The sequence below is a fragment of the Liquorilactobacillus mali genome (assembly GCF_001437155.1).
In the GTDB taxonomy this organism is placed as follows: domain Bacteria; phylum Bacillota; class Bacilli; order Lactobacillales; family Lactobacillaceae; genus Liquorilactobacillus; species Liquorilactobacillus mali_A.
In genome coordinates, this window is the sequence record NZ_JQAR01000015.1 from 961 (window position 1) to 21,918 (window position 20,958).

Genomic DNA, 20,958 nt, shown 5'->3' on the forward strand with positions numbered 1-20,958 from the left:
TATTATAAAGAAGAAAGTTTAATGGCTGATTTATCTGTGTTTTTATTATCAGCAGCAATTAAGTTATAGATGTTTTCTATGTGCTTAATATAGCGAGAAATATCAAATTTCAAAACTGTTTTTTTGATATCTGTATGATTATATTTACCACGCAAACGATAGATTTGCCGGCATGCAGCTACAAAAGCTTTTTGGTCGTTCATTGGAGTTAAAATTCCATTGTGGGAATTAATGATGTCTGCCGGTCCAGTAGGACAGTTTGTTGAAACAATTGGCAAGCCATAAGAAGCAGCTTCAATAACAACCATTGGGAATCCCTCATATTTTGAACAGAGCAGCAGGCAATCAGCTTCATTAATTGCTTCCCAAGGATTAGGCATCCAACCTTGCCAGTTAATGTTTTGTGAAATATGCAAATCATTTGCTAATGTTTTTGCTTTTGGAAGATCAGCTCCCTTGCCAAAGATGTCCAGTTTCCAAGGAATATTAAGCTGTGCCATTGATTCAAGAAGCATACGTACATTTTTTTGATCATCCAACAATATTCTTCCAATAAAAATTGCATGGAAAGGAGCGTTAGCTTTAGGTGTGCTGATTGTTTTCTTATTTACAGTGCGGATAGGATTATAGATCAGAAAGATTTTTTGGGCTGGGACCCCGAGTTTGATCAACTGTTTTTTTATCCCTGTACTAATTGCAAGATGATATTCTGAGAAAGCAAGTTCTTGACGAGCAAAAATGTTTGATTCAGCAATGGAGGTATGTCCCCAAGAAACAATTTTATAATGAAGGTCATATTTTTTCCTGATCTGATAGGCAGTTACACAAGCTCTGCCTTCGAGTCCCAAAACGATATCTGGTTCTGCTGCTAAAACATTTTTTTCAATAAACTCTTTTTGTGCTTGTGTATCTTGTGCATGGCAAATTTTAAGTTGGTAGCCGGTAGTACGTGTAATCCATTGGAGCCATTCAGGTTTTCCGCTTTTAGGGATCAAAACCTGATATTCATTTTTTAAATCTTCGTTGACCAAGTTCGAAATGACTCTTTCGGTACCGCCATGTCCCTCTAAATACTGTGTTATTAATGTTATTTTCACGATAATTCATCCTTTCATTTTATGAAGCCAACATTAATCTGATGTAATCTTAAATAAGTTGTATTAGTGAGTCAGTAATTGTTAATTAACTTAAAAATTCTAAAAATAGTTACACCGCATTTGTTAATTATAAAAAATTTAAAACACAATAATGCAGTTGTAACAAAAGTACAGACAGCTAAGGTATGTGATTTTGTTTCAAACAAATGCAGAACTCGATTTTAAAATTCACCCGGCTTTCATTTTATCAACAAAGAAAATAGTTTACTTATGGCTAGTTGGATACATAAGAATGGCATTATTTAAATAATAAAAAAATAAAGGTACAATAACCTTATCCAAATGGTTGTTGAACTGATATGACAATACAGAAACTAAAGAATCTATATTATACTTACCCCCATCTAAACTTTATTATAGATCTAATCAACAGAAAAACTCAAATAGTTGAATTTTGTAAACAAAAGAGAGCGTAAAATATCTTGTGTAAATGCATAAAAGATTTCTGAATTGTATAGAAANCAAAAAAGTATTAGTATGCTAGGTAAAATACCGATTTTGCTCCTCATACTAATACTTTTTATTTTTAAAAACAGAATTTTTCTGTGTCAATATTATTTAGATCTCCATGTACAACAAGCATAACAACTCTCTTCTTCACCAGCTTTAATTAAATGATATGTTATCAACTGATTTTCTGCCATTCTTGTTTCACTGTTAACCATTTCACCATAATGCACTTCACGCTTATATTTAATATTCATTTCTGCAAGCGTATGTGTTAACAAGAACTCCTCAGTTAAACCGTCTATCATCCAATCAAAATAATGAACATTATTAACATGCTGGTTTGAATCGATATCCATAAAACGTACTCGGTAATTTTTTTCTGAAACCAATTGGCTTTTAGGATCACTCTTGGGATCAGCCACACGTTCGATCTTATTGGTATATTCACTTTCGTATGGTTCAATGAACTCTGGAAGCAACCGCGCGATCTTTCTTTTCTTGTGATCCATCAGCACAAATATACTGTGCATCTTCACAATAACCTCGCCTTTTTCATCTTCGATCCAAAAATCACGATAACAAAAATATCGATTATACGAATCCGCCTTGGTACATACCTTAATATTTTCACCAAAGACGGGTAATCTTTCAACCTTCAAGACATGCTGTGTGATTACCCAGCCATATCCTCTCTCATTCAACTTTTCTTCAGTTAAGCCTAATTGGATACTTTGGTCTTGTGAAGCCAGCATCAAGATATTGACAAGCATCCCTATCGTTGTCCTTTTAGTGCGATCAGTCTCGTAAAACAAAATTTTGTGGGACTCGCTAAAAATATTTTCTTTCAAAAAACCGCCGTCTTTCCCTACACATCAATATGATGAAAAGTATTGTAAACTACTTGCTTCTTTAAGTTATTTTTCTTCGCAACTTCCTTAATTGCATCATTTGGTCGATAATTCTCTTTATTAATCAAATTATCAACTTGTTCTTCTAGTGGTAAGACACTCACCGTCTCAGTATTATCTTCTTCTGAAGAAATATCCGGATTACCTTCCAAAATAATACAGAATTCGCCACGCACCTGTTCCTCTTTAGCCCATTCAAGCGCTTCGGCAACTGTTCCTCTGATAAATTCTTCATATCTCTTGGTAAGTTCCCTACATAGAACAATTTTCCTTGCTCCACCAAAAAAAGCCTGAAGGGATTCCAATGTTTTTTTCAGGCGGTGCGGTGCTTCGTAAAAAATTAGTGTTTCTTGTTTCTTAGCAAGAAACTTCAGCTGTTCTTCTTTTTCTTTTTTTCGCCGTGAAATAAAACCAATGAATGTAAAGGGCTGAGGATTTAATCCTGACGCTATCAATGCACTCAATCCGGCATTTGCTCCAGGTAATGGAATAACTGAAATGCCTGCTTCAACACATGCCACAACCAGTTCATGTCCAGGATCACTGATTGAAGGAGTCCCTGCATCGCTAACTTGTGCAATATTAATTCCTTCAGTTAATTTCTTTATTAGCTGTGGAATTCTTGCCTGCGTGTTGTGTTCATGAAAACTAATTTGAGGTGTCTTTATTTCAAAATGATTCAATAATTTTTGAGTATTGCGCGTATCTTCTGCTGCAATTAGATCAGCTTTTTTGAGCACATCAACTGCCCTATACGTCATATCTCCTAAGTTGCCTATCGGTGTCGGCACCAAGTAAAGTACACCTAATCGCTCTTCTCGCCGATAACTGCTCATCTTCTTTAATGTCATTGTCGTCTCTCCCCGTAAATTACATCCTGGCAAAAGACACAAGGTTCATCGTTGATTCGTCTTGTTCCATACATACTATCAACATTGCACACATGGAAACCTTCCTCGTACAACATCTCTAAATTTTTGCGTGATTTAGACAATCCGCCTTGTTCATCAGATTGTTTTTGTTCTTCTAATTCTTTAAGGTGAGCTCGCAAATGCTGATTTTCAATCTCTAATTCTGCATTTTTTTCAATGACTTTTGTCATCTCTGCCTTTATGAGTTCGATTTTTTCAATCATCTTCTGAGCTTCTGCACCCAAATCGGAGAATCCATCGTATAATTCCCGCTTGTTCAAAAAATCACCTTCATCTATACGTGGTAACACTGACTCAAATCAATCGTCAATGCTTCAATAACATTCTGGAACGAGACATTCACTGCCAACTTTCTTCTCGTCTCTAGAACTAGTTCAACAGCTTGCGTAATTCTGTCGGCCGTCAATCTTTCTATTAATTCTGTGAACTCTGCTTGAAATTTCACAAAAATATTATCCTTCTTACCATAATATACAGATATTGAATTTTTAACAAGTAAGATTATTAAATTCAACAAGATAACTTCATCATCTTTGTTATTTATTAGGGGCAATAAGCTCGTCTGCACTTCCACAAAACACCTTGCGTCCTCTTGTAAAATATGTAAATACCACACACATACATTCCGGACAAGTTTATCAAAACTTTCATTTGCTGCTATTTTTTCTGATTCAGCCAGACTATCCGTCAGATTACCTAAAATAACTGCTTTATCCGCCGTAATTCCTTTTTTCTTTAACATCGCAATCAACTGAGCACTAGAAGGTTTCGCAAGTTCAAACAGTTGACAACGTGAAACTATTGTCGGCAAAATTCGATTGACTGTTTCTGTCAGTAAAAAGGCAACAACATCACCACTGGGCTCCTCAAGAAACTTCAATAGACTGTTAGCAGCACTTATCGTCATCTTATCAGCGTCTTCAATAATAAAGACCTTCCGATTACCTTCAATCCCGCTTTTACTAAACTCTGACTTTAGAAAACGAATTTGATCGACTTTGATCGATAAACCATCAGGTGCAACATGAACTACATCAGGATGATTACCACTCTCGATTCTCCTGCATTCTTCACAATTCAAACAGGGACAACCCGCAATCTTATTTTGGCAGAAAATACCCTGAGTAATCCATAATGCTAGTGTGCGCTTACCTATTCCTTTTGGACCAGTTAGTAAATATGCATGTGCCAGATGACCTTGGCTTATCACATTAGCAAAATAATCAGTTAAAACCGGTTGCTGATTCCGTATTTCGTCATTATCACTCATGGCTTACAAACCTAAAATTGTTGAAAGGAGTCGATTGGTAATACAAAAACGGTTGCTCCCCCAACTTGAACCTCCACTGGATAAGCAGCGGATGAATCCATCGATGCATCCAAGTTAATTGGAGGTGTCATGAATTGCTTACGTGTTCTAGATGTTTCACGAATAAGGTCTAGCACTTCTTCGATTCGTTCTTCTTCAATCCCAATCATAAATGTTGTATTACCTGATTTTAGAAAACCACCAGTTGTTGATAATTTTGTTGCACGAATGTTAGATTCTATAAACAAATTACTTAACCGATTACTATCTTTGTCTTGGACAATCGCAATGATCATTTTCATTTTCTTTTCCTCCATCTTTGAATCCTTATTTGAAAAGATCTGGTAATTTTATTTTCATTTGATTAACTGTGAGCTTGATAACTTCGCTCAAAGGAAGAGAAGCATCGATCACAATGATCCGTTCAGGATTATCATGCGCAAGTTTTAAATACGCATCATGCACAGTGTTATGGAAATCCAAAGACTCTTTATCAAGTCGGTTTATCTCATTTTGTCTGTGCTTTTTAATACGAGCTAATCCAATTTCCGGTAATAAATCAAAATAAAAAGTAAAATCTGGAGTAAGTCCTTCTGTGGCAAAAAGATTCATTTGCAAGACTTCTTCTTCACCTAGGCCCCGTCCGGCTCCCTGATAAACGACTGAACTATCTACGTAGCGATCACAAAGAACCAATTTTCCTTGTTTCAAAGCTGGTAAAACACTTTCAATTAAATGCTGTCTCCGCGCTGCTGCATAAAGTAATGCCTCAGTTCGTGCATCCATCTCGACCAATCTCGTATCTAAAATTATATTACGAATCGCCTCAGATATTCGATTGCCCCCCGGTTCCCTCGTTAATAGATATTCCTTGTTGTTTTCCTTTAACAGACTAACTATTCCTTTCAAAACAGTAGTTTTTCCGGAGCCTTCTGGACCCTCAAAAGTTACAAATTTTCCACTCACACATTTGACCTCACTAACTTACTCATAGTTCTATTTTACTTTACTAATCCCTAGCTGTCTAACAATCTTAACTCAAATTTTAATGTTCAATTATTGATGACTGCATATGACCGTGAACTCTTCTCCTGCGAGCTTCCGCATATAAAAATGCGTACTTCGCACCTTCAAGCATAGTCTGCGCAATCAACTCACTGTCTTCTTCTCTGACTGCCCTTTGAGTCTGCTTAGCATGTTCCCATTGAGCGGCTGCTAAATCAATCGTATCAAGCAGTCTTTCATCATATTCTTTTCTCAATCTTTGTTTTTTTCCACCAAGCATGCCAATCATCCTCTCTAAATTTCTTGCCGGCCTTCAATTGCTTTAAACAGCGTCATCTCATCCGCATATTCAATATCACTGCCTACTGCTAATCCATGAGCCAATCTTGTCACTTTTATGTGTGCCGGTTTGATTAGTCGTGAAATGTACATTGCGGTTGCTTCACCTTCTGGAGTCGCATTAGTAGCAATAATTACCTCTGTCAAATCTGCATTTTTCTGCAGTCTTCTGACCAAACCAGCGATATTAATATCTTCTGGTCCCTTGCCTTCCATAGGAGATAGAACACCATGCAAAACATGGTATAGCCCATGATATTCACGCATTCTTTCAAGTGACATTACATCTTTGGGTTGTTCGACAACTATAACTTTTGTCTGATCTCGTTGCTTATCAGCACAAATAATGCATGGATCATTCTCAGTTATATTTCCGCAGATACTGCAGTAATGCAAATCTTTTTTTGCAGTTATCAATGACTGTGCAAAAGCTGTTACATCTTCTTCTTGCATATCAATCGTAAAGAAAGCTAAGCGTGTCGCAGTTTTCTCCCCAATTCCAGGCAATTTCAAGTAACTATCAATTAATTTGGCAATGGGTTCTGGATATTGCATATTAACATTCCTCTCTGCCTGATTTGTATTTTAGAATCCTGGAATATTTTGTGTGTATTTCCCCATTGTCTGTTGAGTTTGCTTATCAATTTTCGTAATTGCATCATTCACTGCCATTATTACTAAATCTTGAAGCATATCAATATCATCAGGATCTACAGCTTCAGGTTTAATTTGAATATCTTTCATTTCCTTTTTCCCATCAAACGTTACAACTACTAAATCATTTGCTGAGTTTCCAGTAAACTCTTTTTTCTCAAGTTCTTCCTGGTCTTTCTTCATATTCTTTTGCATCTTTTGCATTTGCTTCATCATGCCTTGCATATTTCCCATTCCACGCATCATAATTAATCTTCTCCTTAATCTTCCTTTATTTTCACTATTTGACTGAAACCCTCACCAAAAAGCTGCTTTGCGGCAGCAATTTGTGGATCATCTGCTACTTCTCTCTTATCTTCAGCATCAGGTTTTGATTCTTTTTCAGAGTTTCCTCGATGTTCAGTAAGATATTTTTCCCTGACTTCAGGCCATTTTTCCTTAGGCATAAATACCATTTTATAATCTTGCCCTATTAGCCGTCCCAGTCCCTGAGTTAAACTATCTTTCAGTGAATCATTTCCATCAGCTTTCTCATACAAAAAATCATAATCAAAACTAACGATTACACCCTTTGCACTAGCGGCTACAGGTTTACTAACATTCATAATAGCACGTTGAGTAATTGATAACATATTCATTAGATCTGGCCATATGTCCTTTAACTTTACCAAATCATTTCTTGTTGCCTCAGCAAGGATAGGATATACCTTTTTTAAATCAACTGTTGTATTACTCTTCTTTCTTGTAGGTACTTTCTTTTCCTTTGCCTTTTCAACTCGCTTTACTGTACCCTTTTGTAAATTGTTAACAGCCTGTTTTAATTCTTTAATTTGTAACTTTAGTTTTGTGATCTCCTCTTGGGATACATCCGATAGCTCTCCCTTAACCTGCTTGTCAGTCTGAACTTTATTTATCAATTGTGACAATTTGACAGTTAAAACTTCGAGATAAATGTCTGAATGTGTAGAAAAGCGCATATTTTGCTGTTGTTCATTTAAGATATCAATCGCTTCATACAATGATTGGACTGTTGTCTTATCTGCTAATTTTTTAAAATCATCATCAATATCCAACAAACTATTTTGCTCAACAATACTTGGAGAAGCTTGATATAACAATAAGTTTCTGCAGTAATCAATAACATCTTCTACCAAACGATTTGCATCTTTTCCCTCAGACATTATCTCTTGCAAAGTTTGCAAGGCCTGAGCCGTTTCACCTTCAAAAACTAGTTTGAGATAACGATTAAGTTGCTCATGCTTGACACTGCCCGTTATAAGCAGTGCATTTTCAAGCGTTACAACATCGTTTCCAAAGGAAAGTACTTGATCTAGAATACTTAGTGCATCTCTCATCCCGCCAGCAGATGCTTTTGCAACGACTCTTAAGGCTTTTTCTTCATACTTGAAATTCTTTTCCGCTAGAATGTACTGCATTCTCGCAATAATATCGTCATTAGTGATTCTCTTAAAATCAAATCTTTGAGTTCTTGATATTATTGTAGCTGGAATTTTGTGTGGCTCAGTCGTCGCCAGAATAAATACTACATTACTAGGAGGCTCTTCAAGGGTCTTCAGTAATGCATTAAATGCCCCTGTCGAAAGCATATGAACTTCATCAATGATGTATACCTTGTAATCGGCCTGAGTCGGAGCATACTTGACCTTATCTCTAATATCACGAATTTCATCTACACTATTATTAGACGCAGCATCGATTTCAATTACATCATTTAATCGTCCTTCAGTGATTGCCCGACAGGTTGCACATTCATTGCAAGGCTCCCCATCCTTCTGGTTATGACAATTAATCGCTTTTGCAAAAATCTTTGCTGCTGAAGTTTTACCAGTACCACGCGGCCCTGTAAAAAGATAAGCATGACTTGTTTGCTGGGTCATAATTGCATTTTGTAAAGTTTGCGTTATCATCTTTTGACCAACTAAATCGACAAATTTTTGTGGTCGCCAGACACGATATAGGGCCTGATATCCCATGCTAACACTCCTATCTTTTGCAATTTAAAAAACTCCCGACCACAAGACAGTCGGGAGATAAATGTCATATTAACTTGAGACACATGCCGAACCGAGCTTAGTGCTGCTTCCTTCCGGACCTGACACGGTTCACAAGGACAACATTGTCCCAAGGCCTTGCGGCATATTCTATGATACATGAAATACTGAAAAAATGCTAGTCCTTTCGCTTTGATTTCTTCTTTTTTAGTCTAACATTCTTAAAAAAATCCTTAAGCAGCTGTCCGCATTCAGCCTCCATGCAACATTTTTCAACAATTACTTGATGATTAAATCTATTATCGTCCAACAAGTTCATCAACGACCCGACTGTACCTGCTTTGGGATCCATCGCTCCATAATAGACTCGTTCAATTCTTGAATTAAGAATTGCACCACTACACATTGGGCAAGGCTCTAGCGTTACGAATAGCTGAGCTTCAGGTAGACGCCAGCTTTTGCAAAAAGCATTTGCTTCTTGAATTGCCAATATCTCAGCATGCATGGTTGCATCTTGCGAATGCTCTCTAAGATTATGGCCTCGACCAACAATCTTACCATCAACCACAACTACACATCCAATCGGCACTTCACCAACTTCAGCCGCTTTTTGTGCCTCATAGATGGCTTCTTTCATGAAGAATTCCTTTTGAAGATTATTTAAAATCAAAATTCACCTCCGATTTAGACGAGTTTTATGCTCTCTAAAATAAAATAGCCCTTATCTCTTGCAACTACCTCACAATTATTAAAAACTGTTTCCATTAATTTCTTGGCTGAGGGCGCACCTTGTTTCTTTTGAATTACCACAACTAACCTACCACCAACACTAAGATGACTGACTGCTTCCGCTAGGATTTGCGAAACAATTTTTTTCCCTGCACGAATAGGCGGATTCGATAAAATCAGATTATAATCTGTACATTCAATCTTGTCATACACATTAGACTCCCAAATATTTACATTCTTAAGCCCGTTTAATTCCGCATTTCTTTTTGCTAATGAAAGTGCAAGTTCATTAACATCCACCATATCAACAATTAATTTTGGATTGCTTTTTGCTATTCCTAAACCGATTGGGCCATAACCGCAGCCAAGGTCCAAAATTCTGCCTTCTCGCATTGTCTCGATTTTTAAGTTGTTAATCAGTGTCCTTGAACCATAATCGACAGTTGTTTTCGAGAAAACACCATTATCTGTCACAAAACTAATTTTATTCCCTAAAATATCAAAATCCCATCTTTTTTCTTCGTGCACTACCTCAGGGTTTTTTGAATAATAATAATTTCCCATTTATTCCTACCTTTTCAATAATTGTTCAAAGTATTTAAAACATCATAATTCTAATAGTCCTTCAGTCTTTAGAAAAAGTACTATATATCGTATATTAGTAAAAGAAACAAACACAATATATAGTATTTGTTTCTTGCTTATTCTGATAAATGATGTATACTAATCATACAACAAATTAATGCGAGGTGCTAGTTATGAGTTTATCCATTTACACAAAAAATAATTGCATTCAATGCAAGATGACTAAAAAGTTCTTAAGTGAACACAATATTTCTTTTGAAGAACACAATATAAATACTGAGCCACAATACATTGATTATCTTAAGGAGAAAGGTTTCCGTTCTGTTCCAGTTATTGAGGACAATGACGATCCAATCATCAATGGTTTTCGTCCTGATCTTTTAAGAAATTTGGTCACACAATGAAAATCGTTTTTTTCAGTGTTACCGGTCAAACGCGCAGATTCATAAATAAATTAGATTTTTCAAGTGTTGAGATCACACCAACAGATCCCTTCTTTGCGGTAAATGAACCTTACATACTTGTGGTTCCTACCTATGAAAAAGAAATAACAGAATTCGTAGAAGATTTTCTTAATTATAGCTTTAATCGGCAAAATTTGCTTGGAGTTGCAGGCACAGGTAATCGAAATTTTGCCGAACTTTTTATTTTTACCGCAAAAGACATAGCGCGCGAATATCAAGTACCCTTAGTATATTCGTTCGAATTTAGTGGGACCCCTAAAGATGTTGCAAATTTTAAGAAAGTGGTGAATGAAATTGACATTAAAACAGTTAGATAGTGCTAAAGTAACCTACTATGATCTAAATAATGAAATTAATATTCCAGTAAACGGACAAATTCCACTAAACAAAGACAAAGAAGCACTTGCTGCTTTCCTGAAAGAAAATATTGAACCGAATTCGATGAAGTTTTCTTCTTTAGAAGAACGTTTCAATTATTTGATTGAGAATGATTATCTGGAAAAAGAATTCATCGAAAAATATGATTTTCAATTTATCAAAAAGCTGTATTCATTCCTATCAGCTCAGAACTTTACTTTCAAAACTTTCATGTCTGCATATAAGTTTTATGCTCAATATGCACTTAAAACAAATGACAATGCACTGTATCTCGAAAGCTTCATCGACCGCGTCGCCGCAAATGCACTTTTTTTTGCTGATGGAGATGAAAAGTTAGCCATGACACTCGCTGATGAAATTGTTCATCAACGTTATCAACCGGCTACACCTTCATTCTTGAACGCTGGCCGTAAGCGTCGTGGCGAACTTGTTTCTTGTTTTTTGATTCAAGTTACGGATGATATGAATTCTATTGGACGCGGGATAAACTCCGCGCTCCAACTATCACGAATTGGTGGCGGTGTTGGGATTACTCTCAGTAATTTGCGTGGTGCAGGCGCCCCTATCAAGAACATTCAAGGTGCCGCTTCCGGTGTTGTACCGGTCATGAAACTTCTTGAAGACAGCTTCTCTTATTCGAACCAGCTAGGACAACGTCAAGGTGCTGGTGTTGTTTATTTAAACATCTTCCACCCAGATGTTGTTGCTTTCTTATCTGCAAAAAAAGAGAATGCCGATGAAAAAATTCGTGTTAAGACTCTTTCTTTGGGCTTGGTAGTGCCTGATAAGTTTTATGAACTTGCACGTAATAATGAAGAAATGTATCTTTTCGATCCTTGGGGCGTAGAACGTGAGTATGGCAAACCGTTTTCCTACATTGATATTACAAAAGAATACGACAATCTTGTCGCTAATCCCAATATTCCTAAGAAGAAGGTCTTGGCACGCGATCTCGAAACCGAAATCAGCAAATTACAGCAAGAGTCTGGTTATCCTTATATTATCAATATTGATACAGCCAATCGTGAAAACCCAATTGATGGCAAAATCATTATGAGTAATCTCTGTACTGAAATTTTACAAGTTCAAAAACCATCGATTGTCAACAATACTCAGAACTTTGACGAACTTGGTACAGACATTAGCTGCAACCTAGGTTCAACCAATATCGTTAATTTAATGGCATCGCCTGATTTTGGAAATTCTGTTGATGCAATGGTGCGTGCACTTACCTATGTTACTGATCACTCAGAAATTGATGTAGTTCCTTCAATTCAAAATGGTAATCATCTTGCACATACTATCGGACTAGGTGCAATGGGGTTGCATGCTTTCTTTGCCAAAAATCATATTTTCTATGGATCCGAAGAGTCAATTGACTTTACAAATATTTACTTTATGCTATTAAACTACTGGACTTTGCAGTCTTCAAATCATATTGCCAAAGAGCGTGGCGTTGTCTTTAACGGCTTTGAAAAGAGTTCTTATGCTGATGGCTCGTACTTCAATAAATATTTGGAGGGTAATTTCCAACCAAAAACAGCAAAAGTTCAAGAGATTTTCAAAGATATCTTTATTCCTTCAAAACAGGATTGGGAAAACCTCAAAGATGCTGTTATGAAAGATGGACTCTATCATCAAAATAGACTTGCCGTTGCTCCTAATGGTTCAATCTCGTATATTAATGATACAACTGCTAGCTTACACCCAATAATCAATCGTATTGAAGAACGCCAAGAGCGCAAAATCGGTAAGATTTACTATCCAGCTCCCTATCTTTCAAATGATACGATCCCGTACTATCAATCTGCATATGATACGGATATGCGCAAAGTTATTGATGTATATGCTGCTGCACAGCAACATATTGATCAAGGTATGAGTATGACACTGTTTATGCGCTCTACTATTCCCGAGGGCATGTACGAATGGAAAAATGGAAAAACCAACAAGATGACCACACGTGATCTATCAATTTTGCGTAACTACGCACACGCTAAGGGCATTAAGTCAGTTTATTATGTTCGAACATTTACAGATGATCAAAATGAAGTTGGCGCAAACGAGTGTGAAAGCTGTGTTATCTAATAGTTAAGGAGCATGAATAAATAATGGAAGATTTCTACCGAGCAATTAATTGGAATAAACTTGAAGATCAGATTGATAAAGCAACTTGGGAAAAATTGACAGAACAGTTCTGGTTGGACACAAGAATCCCTCTGTCGAATGATTTACCCGATTGGCGTAAATTCAGTGATGAAAATAAAGAAGTTGTGGCACATGTTTTTGGAGGCTTGACACTGTTAGATACTGTTCAGTCCCAAGATGGCATGGACTCTCTTATGAAGGATATCAGGACTCAGCATGAACGGGCTGTTTTAAACAATATTCAGTTTATGGAATCGGTTCATGCAAAAAGCTATTCTTCTATATTCTCAACCTTAAATACCCCTAGAGAAATCGAAGCAATATTTGATTGGACTCATACCAACAAATATTTACAATATAAGGCTAATAAGATTACTAGTATCTATCGTACAGGAACCCCATTAGAGAAAAAGGTTGCATCGGTCTTTCTTGAAACCTTCCTCTTCTATTCTGGTTTCTACACTCCTCTTTATTGGCTTGGCCACAATAAGCTGGCCAATGTTGGAGAAATCATTAAGTTGATTTTGCGTGATGAATCCGTGCACGGAACCTACATTGGATATAAATTTCAGCTCGGTTTCAACGAACTTGATGAAGAGCAGCAAAGTAAACTGCTCTCTTGGGTCTATGAATTACTTTATGATTTGTACGACAATGAGGAAAAGTATACTCACGAATTATATGATACCGTTGGTTGGACAGAAAAAGTACTTGCTTTTCTAAGGTACAACGCAAACAAAGCATTGATGAACTTAGGCCTGGATGCTCTTTTTCCTGATACAGTTGATGATGTTGATCCCGTGGTTATGAATGGAATCTCTACTTCTACTTCCAATCATGATTTCTTCTCTCAAGTTGGCAATGGTTATCTTTTAGGTGACGTTGAGCCAATGTCTGATGAAGATTACAATATTGGATTATAAATGGAATAGATTCATTACTAACTCATAAAAAAGGCTATAAGCGAAAAAGTAATAATTTTTCGCTTATAGCCTTCTTGCTTTTATAACAAACCCTTAAATACTTCATTTGGTGCTTCACTTTGCATATCGATTAATGAGTTCATTATTACTTATTAAAGAATGTAGCGCGTGCAAAAAATCCTTTTCTTCCCTTTGGAGACTGGTTTACCACACTAGCTACCTCTGCCATTGTAACCATAACAGAACTTCTACGCCTATAGGCAGTATATTTGGGATACCAATTTGTAACATATTTCTCTTTATATGCTCTCAGGCCTTGGAATCCGTAGATTCGGTACCCATATTCATAAATTAAGTGGGCGGCCCTTTCTTCAATGAAACTATACGAAGATTTTCCTACATTCGCTAGAGGGGCCATTCCTAAGTTGAAATACTCATAATGCTCTTCGCGTCCATACTCAAATAAACTTATGAAGATCTTATCCATTATTCCAGAAGGGGCATCCTTTTTGTGACGCATTAAATCAATTGATAAAACCCTTTTACCACCAGTAGGCATCATTGAAGCGAATGCAACAGCATTGCCCTTAGAATCGCGTATTACAGCTATTGGCGCCTGATTAAGGTAGTATTCATCAAAAAATCCAAGAGAGAATCCCTTCTCGACCTGCCCATCCAGCCATTCATCTGAGATTTCCTTAAATTCTGCTAACTTTTCCTTTGAAAATGGCGGCATTTCAAAAGAGAAAGAATAATTTTCTCTCTCAAATTTATTCATTAACGCTCGCTGCGCACGTTGTTTTTTCCCAGCGAGTGTAAAAGAATCAAGTTCAACAAAGCCCTCTTCACCAGTCTTTAGGAAATCAAATCCTAGGTCATGCAGCAACAGTGTCAATTCATTGCCTATCTCGTAAAAGACAAGCTGATATCCCTGTACATCAGCATCCACCATTAGCTGTGTGACAGCTTCTCTCAAATATTCACGATTACCTACTGGTTCTCCCATTACTATAATTTTATCAGCTTTCTTTCTATACATAAAAAATAACTGATCTTCTTCATTTTTTTGGAAGAAATAAAATTGCTTGTCTCTTAAATATGCTAAATGACTTGTTTCATTGCCACCATATTTTTCAACAACAGCTTTTATTCTCTCTTCTGGAAAATCCATATTCGAAAAAATTGACTTATTAGCTGTAAAGTATCTAAAAACGATAATCAGTATGACCGCAGCAATCACCATTCCGAGAAATCCTGAAAACCAAATTTTTTCTGACGGAAAAAGCAGTGCAGTTGGAACCTTATGTCTTATAAAATGTTGTGGAGAATTCATAATTCCCACTGTGGCATACAGACCGAAGACTGTAATAAACATTCCACTATCCACTACTACCCTGTTAAACGAATAGGTTAGATTCTCACGATATAATTCTTTTCGCGAGACAGCAACCACAAAAGTGACAAAGATTAAAAAGACTGCCGTACCGATTGAGAAACTGCGCCATAGGGTATTTATAATCCCGATTAACAATACACATATTGTTGGCCAATACGCTTTTTTTACTTTTGCCTCGATTCCTCTAGCAACTCCTATCAGTAAAAAGGCAAAGACAGTACTTGATAATTGACTCAAAAAGAAAAAAGTATACGGGTATAGTTTAACAAACACAGAATTACTAAAAACAAAATTAGGTACAGTTGACTCAAGCAGTATCAAGCTACCAGATACATACAAGAATAATGTCAAAATACCATGTGCTGTTTTTTGAATGATCGACTTTGGAATTCCATCCAAAAATTGATTAAGACGCTTTCCAGCATCCCTGACAAATAGAAATATTCCAACAAAAAATGGCAGTATGTAATAAAATAATCGAAAGAATAACAGCCATGCTACTCCTTTTCCATTAACAACACCCAAGTTAAACAAACCAATCAGCATGAATACATCAAATGAGCCTAGTCCACCAGGAACTAGTGAAACTACACCAATAATTGATGCTATAAAATATAGCACCATGACTTCGCCGACATTAAACTTAACACCCATCAGAATTCCAATCAGCAGGAACATACCAGCTGCTGAACCCCATTCAAGAACAGAACCTAATACTAATGCCAGCTCTTTTCTCCATGAAAGATCGTTGAAAAACTCAGAATCCGTCAATTTTGTAAAAATAATGATTCCGGGAAAATATAATGCCCCGCCAATTAACCAAATACTGTATTGATCAAATCTATGATCATAGCCAAAGCCAAAAATCATAATCAGAGAAACCATGCAAAATAATGATAATCCGGACAATAAAAATAAAGCAATCTTGGATAAAGCAAAAACTACCTGCTTTTTTGAGGCATTTTTCCCATAAAAATTCGCGCGTAGCGTGGCTCCCAAAAAACCACCAAAGCCGGCTATGTTTGTGAATGTGTTTGTAATCCAGCCACTTCGCAAGATTTCACGAGTAGAATACTCTCCTGGAAGAAATGAAATGATTACAAAGTCATATACTAGCATTGGTACAACAGCAACAAATCCAGCCACTACCATAATCCCAATACTACCAAAAGATTGCGAACTTAGATTGAATTTAACCTGCTCCCAAGATATCCCCTTAAGAATTCGTCCAACTTCAAAGACGACAAACCATAGTACTGAAAAAACAAATAATCCCTTAATTAAAGACCATCGTTTTTCAGTAAAAGAGATAATCTTTGAAATTCCTTTTTTCATTTTCCCCAACTCCCAATTCAAGAACCTTTAACTATTATGACACACCTATCAACAATCTACCCTTTTAAACTCATAAATTTAAGAGATTTGCTAAAAAAAAGATTCACCCATCTACTGAGTGAATCTTTTTGCATCAGTTGTAATTACTTAAGAGTAACTACGCCACCAACAGCTTCAAGTTTTGTCTTGATTTCTTCGGCTTCATCCTTAGAAACGCCTTCTTTAACGATTGAAGGTACACCATCAACAACACCTTTAGCGTCTTTCAATCCAAGACCTGTGATCTCACGAACAGCCTTGATTGCTTTAATCTTTTGGTCACCGGATTCTGTTAATTCAACATCAAATGAATCCTTTTCTGCAGCAGCTTCCCCAGCAGCTGCACCTGCAGCAGCAACTGGAGCTGCTGCTGAAACACCAAATTCTTCTTCGATAGCTTTAACTAAGTCGTTTAATTCAAGAATGCTAGCTTCTTTTAAATCAGCAATGATTTTTTCTGTATCTAATGCCATTGTTAATATCCTCCATTAAATTAATTTATTTTTTAAAATTGACAATTAAGCTGCGTCGCCATCTTTGCTTTCGGCAACAGCCTTAACAGCATATGCAACATTACGCACAGGTGCTTGCAATACTGAAAGTAACATTGAAAGCAATCCTTCGCGACTTGGTAATGTTGAAAGAGCGTTGATTTCGTCTAAGGATGCAACCTTACCTTCGATCATACCACCCTTAATTTTCAATGCGTCGACATCCTTTGCAAATTTTGCAAGAATACGTGCAGGCGCAACAACATCCTCTTTAGAAAATGCTACAGCTGTAGGACCAGCGAAAACATCATCTAAGCCTTCGTAACCAGCCTCATCAGCTGCACGCTTAAGATATGTGTTCTTAATAACACGCATCTCAACACCTGCTTCACGTAATTCCTTACGTAATTCAGTTACTTGTTCAACCGTGAGTCCACGATAATCGACAACCACACATGAAACAGCATCATTGAATTTTTCAACAACATCTGCAACAATCGCAGCCTTCTTAGTGATAATTTCTTTACTCATTTGATTCACCTCCTAGTCATTGTGTCAGGGTTTAAATAAAAAACCCTATGTCCAACCAAGACATAGAGAAAAATTCAAAGTAAAATATAGTTTCACTTAAATTCCTCGGCAGGCAATATATTAAGGCTTTCGCCACCTGAGTCTTAGGTAGAATCATTATAAAAAATTGACCTTAATCAGTTTATCGCATAAACTAATCAAAGTCAACCATAACTTGCAAATTAATTAAAGGCTTGCAACATCAACAGTTACACTTGGTCCAAATGTTGAAGCAAATGAAGCATGTTTGATGTATTGTCCTCTAACAGAAGCAGGACGTGCTTTTGCAATTACTTCATGAATTGTGTTGAAGTTGCCAACTAGGGCTTCTTCTGTAAATGAAGCTTTTCCGATAGGAACATGAACGTTACCAGCTTTATCTGTACGATAAGTTACCTTACCAGCCTTAGATTCTGAAACAGCCTTTGTAACATCCATTGTAACTGTCCCTGTCTTAGGGTTAGGCATTAAACCTTTTGGCCCTAACACACGACCAAGACGACCTACTTTAGCCATCATATCAGGTGTTGCAATTGCAATATCAAAATCCAACCAACCATCAGAAATGCGTTGAACCAAATCATCGTCACCGACAACGTCTGCACCGGCAGCCTTTGCTTCCTTAGCTTTGTCACCTTTAGCAAAAACGATAACTGTTTGATCTTTACCAGTACCATTTGGTAAAACAACAGCTCCACGTAATTGTTGGTCAGCTTGTTTTGTATCAAGATTCAAATTGTAAGCTACTTCGATTGTTGCATCAAAGTTTGCGAAATCAATTTTCTTTACCAAAGCAATTGCTTCTGCAGCATTATAAACTTTGTTAGCTTCAACTTGTTTTAAAGCCTCAATATATTTTTTACTCTTTTTAGCCATTTGTGTTTTCCTCCTTGCAAATGTGGTGTAACGGATATACCTCCCACTTGGCACATCTACTTTCATAGAGTGCCCGACTGAGAAGCATGGCCGTAGAAAAATTAGTCTTCTACAACAAAGCCCATGCTTCGTGCAGTACCTTCAATCATGCGCATTGCAGCTTCAACGTCTGCAGCGTTTAGATCTTGCATTTTTGTTTCAGCGATTTCTTTCACTTGTGCCTTTGTAACTGTAGCAACTTTCTTAGTGTTAGGCTCGCCAGAACCATGTTCAACACCAGCAGCCTTCTTTAACAAAACTGCTGCAGGTGGTGTCTTTGTAACGAATTCGAATGAACGATCTTCGAACACTGAGATTACAACAGGGATAAGCATCCCAGCCTGATCGGCTGTACGTGCATTAAATTCCTTTGTAAATCCCATGATATTAATACCAGCTTGACCTAAAGCAGGTCCAACTGGTGGAGCTGGAGTTGCCTTCCCAGCAGGGATTTGCAGTTTAACAACATTAATTACTTTTTTAGCCACGGTACATACCTCCTTAAAGTCCGTGTGTGGTACGGATGGCCAGCTTAATTTGGCCTCCCACTCGTATGCAAAACATACCATTGTATCGTATCATGTTACTTCATCTTATTCAAGTTAATTTAGTAAAAAATCTATAATCTGCTTAAAAATATTATTATCTTCGTGCAATCTACGATGATTTACTTTTCTATTTCTTACTATCTTTTCTCGATAATAGCCAACATCCTGCAGTAAATATCGTAAGGCTTTTGCAGAAGAAATAGATACCTTTCCATCAGAGAAGCCAGAATCATTGTTACCTATGATATTAAAAACTTCAATGTCATCGTCAAGATTTTTACTACCCTTTTTTAATAATTTGTATCTAGTTGTTTGCCTTAAGGGAATTCCTTTCTCAGATAGTTGAACATCCTCAACCTCCGCAGAATCAGCACCTGGTTCAACATCTGCAAATGGTGCACCAAGCATTACCATTTTCTTTATTTTCGGCAGATTCTCAATCTTCAAATTCGTCAACAAATATAGTGCACTAACTGCACCCATAGAATGTGCAATAATATCAAGCCGTTTGATACCATAATCTGCTCTCAGCTTGCTGAATATTTCACCCAGCCATACTCCCTGTTGTTCAACACTCTGTTTACCATTTCTGAAAATTATCTGAATCCCAGAATTCTTCGTGATTTTCTTCGTGTGAATTCTGATAATTCCCCTGTGCGAAACCGTAACAATAATCCGATTCGAAATAAATCGTCTTTTCTTTAATTTGTGTATCATACTAAAAAAAGACCAAAATCCCCCAGCATAACCATGTACAAAAACAAGCGGTTCGTTAAGCCTTTTGCCCATCGTATCACTTTCTTTAAATAGACTAAACTAATTTGTCAACCTGATCATAGTTTAATTCAGTTGCAGTTTCTCGACCAAACATATCGATATTGACACGCAACTTCATTTTTTCCTTATCAACTTCGGTTATTTTACCAACTAGTCCTTTAAATGCTCCTTCGATAATCGTAACGGAATCGCCTACCTCAACATCAAAGTCTTGATGTCTCGAACTCATTCCTAACCTGCGCAGTATTAACTCAACTTCATCTGAAAGCAGTGGTGCTGGCTTACTTCCTGCCCCATGAGATCCAACAAAACCAGTTACACCAGGAGTATTACGTGCAACATACCATGAACGATCTGTCATTACCATTTCAACTAAAACATACCCTGGAAATGTTTTTTTAGTTTCAACCTTATCTTTTCCTGACTTGGTCGTCTCAGTTTCTTCCTCTTCTGGGACCACAACTCTAAAGATATAGTCTTCCATCCCCATTGATTGTGCACGTGACTCTAAATTTGTTCTTACTTTATTCTCATATCCTGAGTATGTGTGCAATACATACCAATTTTTTTCAAATGATTCTGCCATCAGATTATCCTCCTAAATTAATTAAAAAACAAAATAAAAAAACCTCGAACATTCGAAGTTTCCCCTACGAAAAGTAGTATATCATAAAAAGTTAAGAATTATCTACTATATCGTAGCTCTTTTAAAAATTATTATGCAACAAAACTTACTACCCACTGTACGAGAAAATCAACAACGGCAAAAAAGATTGCAAACATTACTGCAGTTGATATAACTGTTGCCGTATCACTGGTAGCCTCTTTCTTAGTCGGCCATGTAGTGTCTTTCATGGTTTTAAAAACACTTTTAATAAATTTCACTGAAAATCC

General features: G+C 36.8%; 25 protein-coding genes, 1 other RNA gene and 1 other annotated feature. Of the genes, 4 read left to right on the top strand and 22 right to left on the bottom strand.

The window, feature by feature from the left end; translation table 11 throughout:
* Nucleotides 1-2: 2 nt before the first annotated feature.
* The 14 genes from IV36_RS07215 to IV36_RS07275 form a co-directional block, all read right to left on the bottom strand.
* Nucleotides 3-1,097 (bottom strand): glycosyltransferase, encoded by a 1,095-nt coding sequence (locus tag IV36_RS07215; protein ID WP_056991519.1) that lies wholly within the window; start codon nucleotides 1,095-1,097, stop codon nucleotides 3-5.
* A gap of 614 nt (nucleotides 1,098-1,711) precedes the next feature.
* Nucleotides 1,712-2,455 (bottom strand): acyl-[acyl-carrier-protein] thioesterase, encoded by a 744-nt coding sequence (locus IV36_RS07220; RefSeq protein ID WP_056991520.1) that lies wholly within the window; start codon nucleotides 2,453-2,455, stop codon nucleotides 1,712-1,714.
* A gap of 17 nt (nucleotides 2,456-2,472) precedes the next feature.
* Nucleotides 2,473-3,366 carry a 16S rRNA (cytidine(1402)-2'-O)-methyltransferase gene (gene rsmI / locus IV36_RS07225; RefSeq protein ID WP_056991521.1) on the bottom strand — a complete coding sequence of 298 codons (894 nt, stop codon included), beginning with the start codon at nucleotides 3,364-3,366 and terminating at the stop codon, nucleotides 2,473-2,475.
* Nucleotides 3,363-3,707, bottom strand: coding sequence for a DNA replication initiation control protein YabA (locus tag IV36_RS07230; RefSeq protein WP_056991522.1), 345 nt, complete (start codon nucleotides 3,705-3,707; stop codon nucleotides 3,363-3,365). The genes rsmI and IV36_RS07230 overlap by 4 nt, the downstream gene beginning before the upstream one ends.
* A gap of 14 nt (nucleotides 3,708-3,721) precedes the next feature.
* Nucleotides 3,722-4,717 carry a DNA polymerase III subunit delta' gene (holB, locus tag IV36_RS07235; protein ID WP_056991523.1) on the bottom strand — a complete coding sequence of 332 codons (996 nt, stop codon included), beginning with the start codon at nucleotides 4,715-4,717 and terminating at the stop codon, nucleotides 3,722-3,724.
* 11 nt (nucleotides 4,718-4,728) lie between these two features.
* The gene (locus IV36_RS07240) at nucleotides 4,729-5,058 is read right to left on the bottom strand and encodes a cyclic-di-AMP receptor (protein WP_010077663.1); all 330 of its coding nucleotides are present in this window, start codon (nucleotides 5,056-5,058) and stop codon (nucleotides 4,729-4,731) included.
* 25 nt (nucleotides 5,059-5,083) lie between these two features.
* The gene (tmk, locus tag IV36_RS07245; RefSeq protein ID WP_056991524.1) at nucleotides 5,084-5,722 is read right to left on the bottom strand and encodes a dTMP kinase; all 639 of its coding nucleotides are present in this window, start codon (nucleotides 5,720-5,722) and stop codon (nucleotides 5,084-5,086) included.
* Nucleotides 5,723-5,801: 79 nt separating this feature from the next.
* The gene (locus IV36_RS07250; RefSeq protein WP_056991525.1) at nucleotides 5,802-6,041 is read right to left on the bottom strand and encodes a YaaL family protein; all 240 of its coding nucleotides are present in this window, start codon (nucleotides 6,039-6,041) and stop codon (nucleotides 5,802-5,804) included.
* A gap of 14 nt (nucleotides 6,042-6,055) precedes the next feature.
* Nucleotides 6,056-6,655, bottom strand: a complete 600-nt coding sequence (gene recR, locus IV36_RS07255) for a recombination mediator RecR (protein WP_056991526.1) — start codon at nucleotides 6,653-6,655, stop codon at nucleotides 6,056-6,058.
* Between the two features lie 30 nt (nucleotides 6,656-6,685).
* Nucleotides 6,686-7,000 carry a YbaB/EbfC family nucleoid-associated protein gene (locus IV36_RS07260; RefSeq protein WP_156648639.1) on the bottom strand — a complete coding sequence of 105 codons (315 nt, stop codon included), beginning with the start codon at nucleotides 6,998-7,000 and terminating at the stop codon, nucleotides 6,686-6,688.
* 14 nt (nucleotides 7,001-7,014) lie between these two features.
* Nucleotides 7,015-8,748 carry a DNA polymerase III subunit gamma/tau gene (dnaX, locus tag IV36_RS07265; protein WP_056991527.1) on the bottom strand — a complete coding sequence of 578 codons (1,734 nt, stop codon included), beginning with the start codon at nucleotides 8,746-8,748 and terminating at the stop codon, nucleotides 7,015-7,017.
* A gap of 68 nt (nucleotides 8,749-8,816) precedes the next feature.
* An RNA gene (ffs, locus tag IV36_RS11885) (signal recognition particle sRNA small type) lies at nucleotides 8,817-8,903 on the bottom strand.
* A gap of 41 nt (nucleotides 8,904-8,944) precedes the next feature.
* Nucleotides 8,945-9,433, bottom strand: a complete 489-nt coding sequence (gene tadA, locus IV36_RS07270) for a tRNA adenosine(34) deaminase TadA (protein ID WP_415587397.1) — start codon at nucleotides 9,431-9,433, stop codon at nucleotides 8,945-8,947.
* A 17-nt stretch (nucleotides 9,434-9,450) separates the two neighbouring features.
* Entirely contained in the window at nucleotides 9,451-10,059 is a 609-nt protein-coding gene (locus IV36_RS07275) for a class I SAM-dependent methyltransferase (RefSeq protein WP_056991528.1), read from the bottom strand.
* A gap of 194 nt (nucleotides 10,060-10,253) precedes the next feature.
* On the opposite strand from IV36_RS07275, the gene nrdH reads away from it, so the two are divergent.
* The 4 genes from nrdH to nrdF are packed head-to-tail and all read left to right on the top strand — an operon-like array spanning nucleotide 10,254 to nucleotide 13,993.
* On the top strand, nucleotides 10,254-10,484 hold the full coding sequence (nrdH, locus tag IV36_RS07280; protein ID WP_010077655.1) for a glutaredoxin-like protein NrdH: 231 nt from the start codon (nucleotides 10,254-10,256) through the stop codon (nucleotides 10,482-10,484).
* Nucleotides 10,481-10,861 (top strand): class Ib ribonucleoside-diphosphate reductase assembly flavoprotein NrdI, encoded by a 381-nt coding sequence (gene nrdI, locus IV36_RS07285; RefSeq protein ID WP_056991529.1) that lies wholly within the window; start codon nucleotides 10,481-10,483, stop codon nucleotides 10,859-10,861. Before nrdH ends, nrdI begins: the two co-directional genes overlap by 4 nt.
* Nucleotides 10,839-13,010 (top strand): class 1b ribonucleoside-diphosphate reductase subunit alpha, encoded by a 2,172-nt coding sequence (gene nrdE, locus IV36_RS07290; protein ID WP_056991564.1) that lies wholly within the window; start codon nucleotides 10,839-10,841, stop codon nucleotides 13,008-13,010. The genes nrdI and nrdE overlap by 23 nt, the downstream gene beginning before the upstream one ends.
* Before the next feature lie 23 nt (nucleotides 13,011-13,033).
* Nucleotides 13,034-13,993 carry a class 1b ribonucleoside-diphosphate reductase subunit beta gene (nrdF, locus tag IV36_RS07295; protein WP_056991530.1) on the top strand — a complete coding sequence of 320 codons (960 nt, stop codon included), beginning with the start codon at nucleotides 13,034-13,036 and terminating at the stop codon, nucleotides 13,991-13,993.
* 145 nt (nucleotides 13,994-14,138) lie between these two features.
* On the opposite strand, the gene mprF is transcribed toward nrdF, so the two are convergent.
* The 8 genes from mprF to secE form a co-directional block, all read right to left on the bottom strand.
* The gene (mprF, locus tag IV36_RS07300; RefSeq protein WP_056991531.1) at nucleotides 14,139-16,724 is read right to left on the bottom strand and encodes a bifunctional lysylphosphatidylglycerol flippase/synthetase MprF; all 2,586 of its coding nucleotides are present in this window, start codon (nucleotides 16,722-16,724) and stop codon (nucleotides 14,139-14,141) included.
* A 143-nt stretch (nucleotides 16,725-16,867) separates the two neighbouring features.
* Nucleotides 16,868-17,236, bottom strand: coding sequence for a 50S ribosomal protein L7/L12 (gene rplL, locus IV36_RS07305; RefSeq protein WP_003688881.1), 369 nt, complete (start codon nucleotides 17,234-17,236; stop codon nucleotides 16,868-16,870).
* A gap of 45 nt (nucleotides 17,237-17,281) precedes the next feature.
* On the bottom strand, nucleotides 17,282-17,785 hold the full coding sequence (gene rplJ, locus IV36_RS07310) for a 50S ribosomal protein L10 (RefSeq protein WP_056991532.1): 504 nt from the start codon (nucleotides 17,783-17,785) through the stop codon (nucleotides 17,282-17,284).
* Between the two features lie 27 nt (nucleotides 17,786-17,812).
* Nucleotides 17,813-17,951: a sequence feature (ribosomal protein L10 leader region), on the bottom strand.
* 59 nt (nucleotides 17,952-18,010) lie between these two features.
* Nucleotides 18,011-18,700 carry a 50S ribosomal protein L1 gene (gene rplA, locus IV36_RS07315; protein WP_056991533.1) on the bottom strand — a complete coding sequence of 230 codons (690 nt, stop codon included), beginning with the start codon at nucleotides 18,698-18,700 and terminating at the stop codon, nucleotides 18,011-18,013.
* 101 nt (nucleotides 18,701-18,801) lie between these two features.
* On the bottom strand, nucleotides 18,802-19,227 hold the full coding sequence (rplK, locus tag IV36_RS07320; protein ID WP_003688885.1) for a 50S ribosomal protein L11: 426 nt from the start codon (nucleotides 19,225-19,227) through the stop codon (nucleotides 18,802-18,804).
* Between the two features lie 114 nt (nucleotides 19,228-19,341).
* Nucleotides 19,342-20,076 carry an alpha/beta fold hydrolase gene (locus IV36_RS07325; RefSeq protein WP_056991534.1) on the bottom strand — a complete coding sequence of 245 codons (735 nt, stop codon included), beginning with the start codon at nucleotides 20,074-20,076 and terminating at the stop codon, nucleotides 19,342-19,344.
* Nucleotides 20,077-20,098: 22 nt separating this feature from the next.
* Nucleotides 20,099-20,650 carry a transcription termination/antitermination protein NusG gene (gene nusG, locus IV36_RS07330; protein ID WP_003688889.1) on the bottom strand — a complete coding sequence of 184 codons (552 nt, stop codon included), beginning with the start codon at nucleotides 20,648-20,650 and terminating at the stop codon, nucleotides 20,099-20,101.
* A 131-nt stretch (nucleotides 20,651-20,781) separates the two neighbouring features.
* Entirely contained in the window at nucleotides 20,782-20,949 is a 168-nt protein-coding gene (secE, locus tag IV36_RS07335; RefSeq protein ID WP_056991535.1) for a preprotein translocase subunit SecE, read from the bottom strand.
* Nucleotides 20,950-20,958 lie beyond the last annotated feature (9 nt).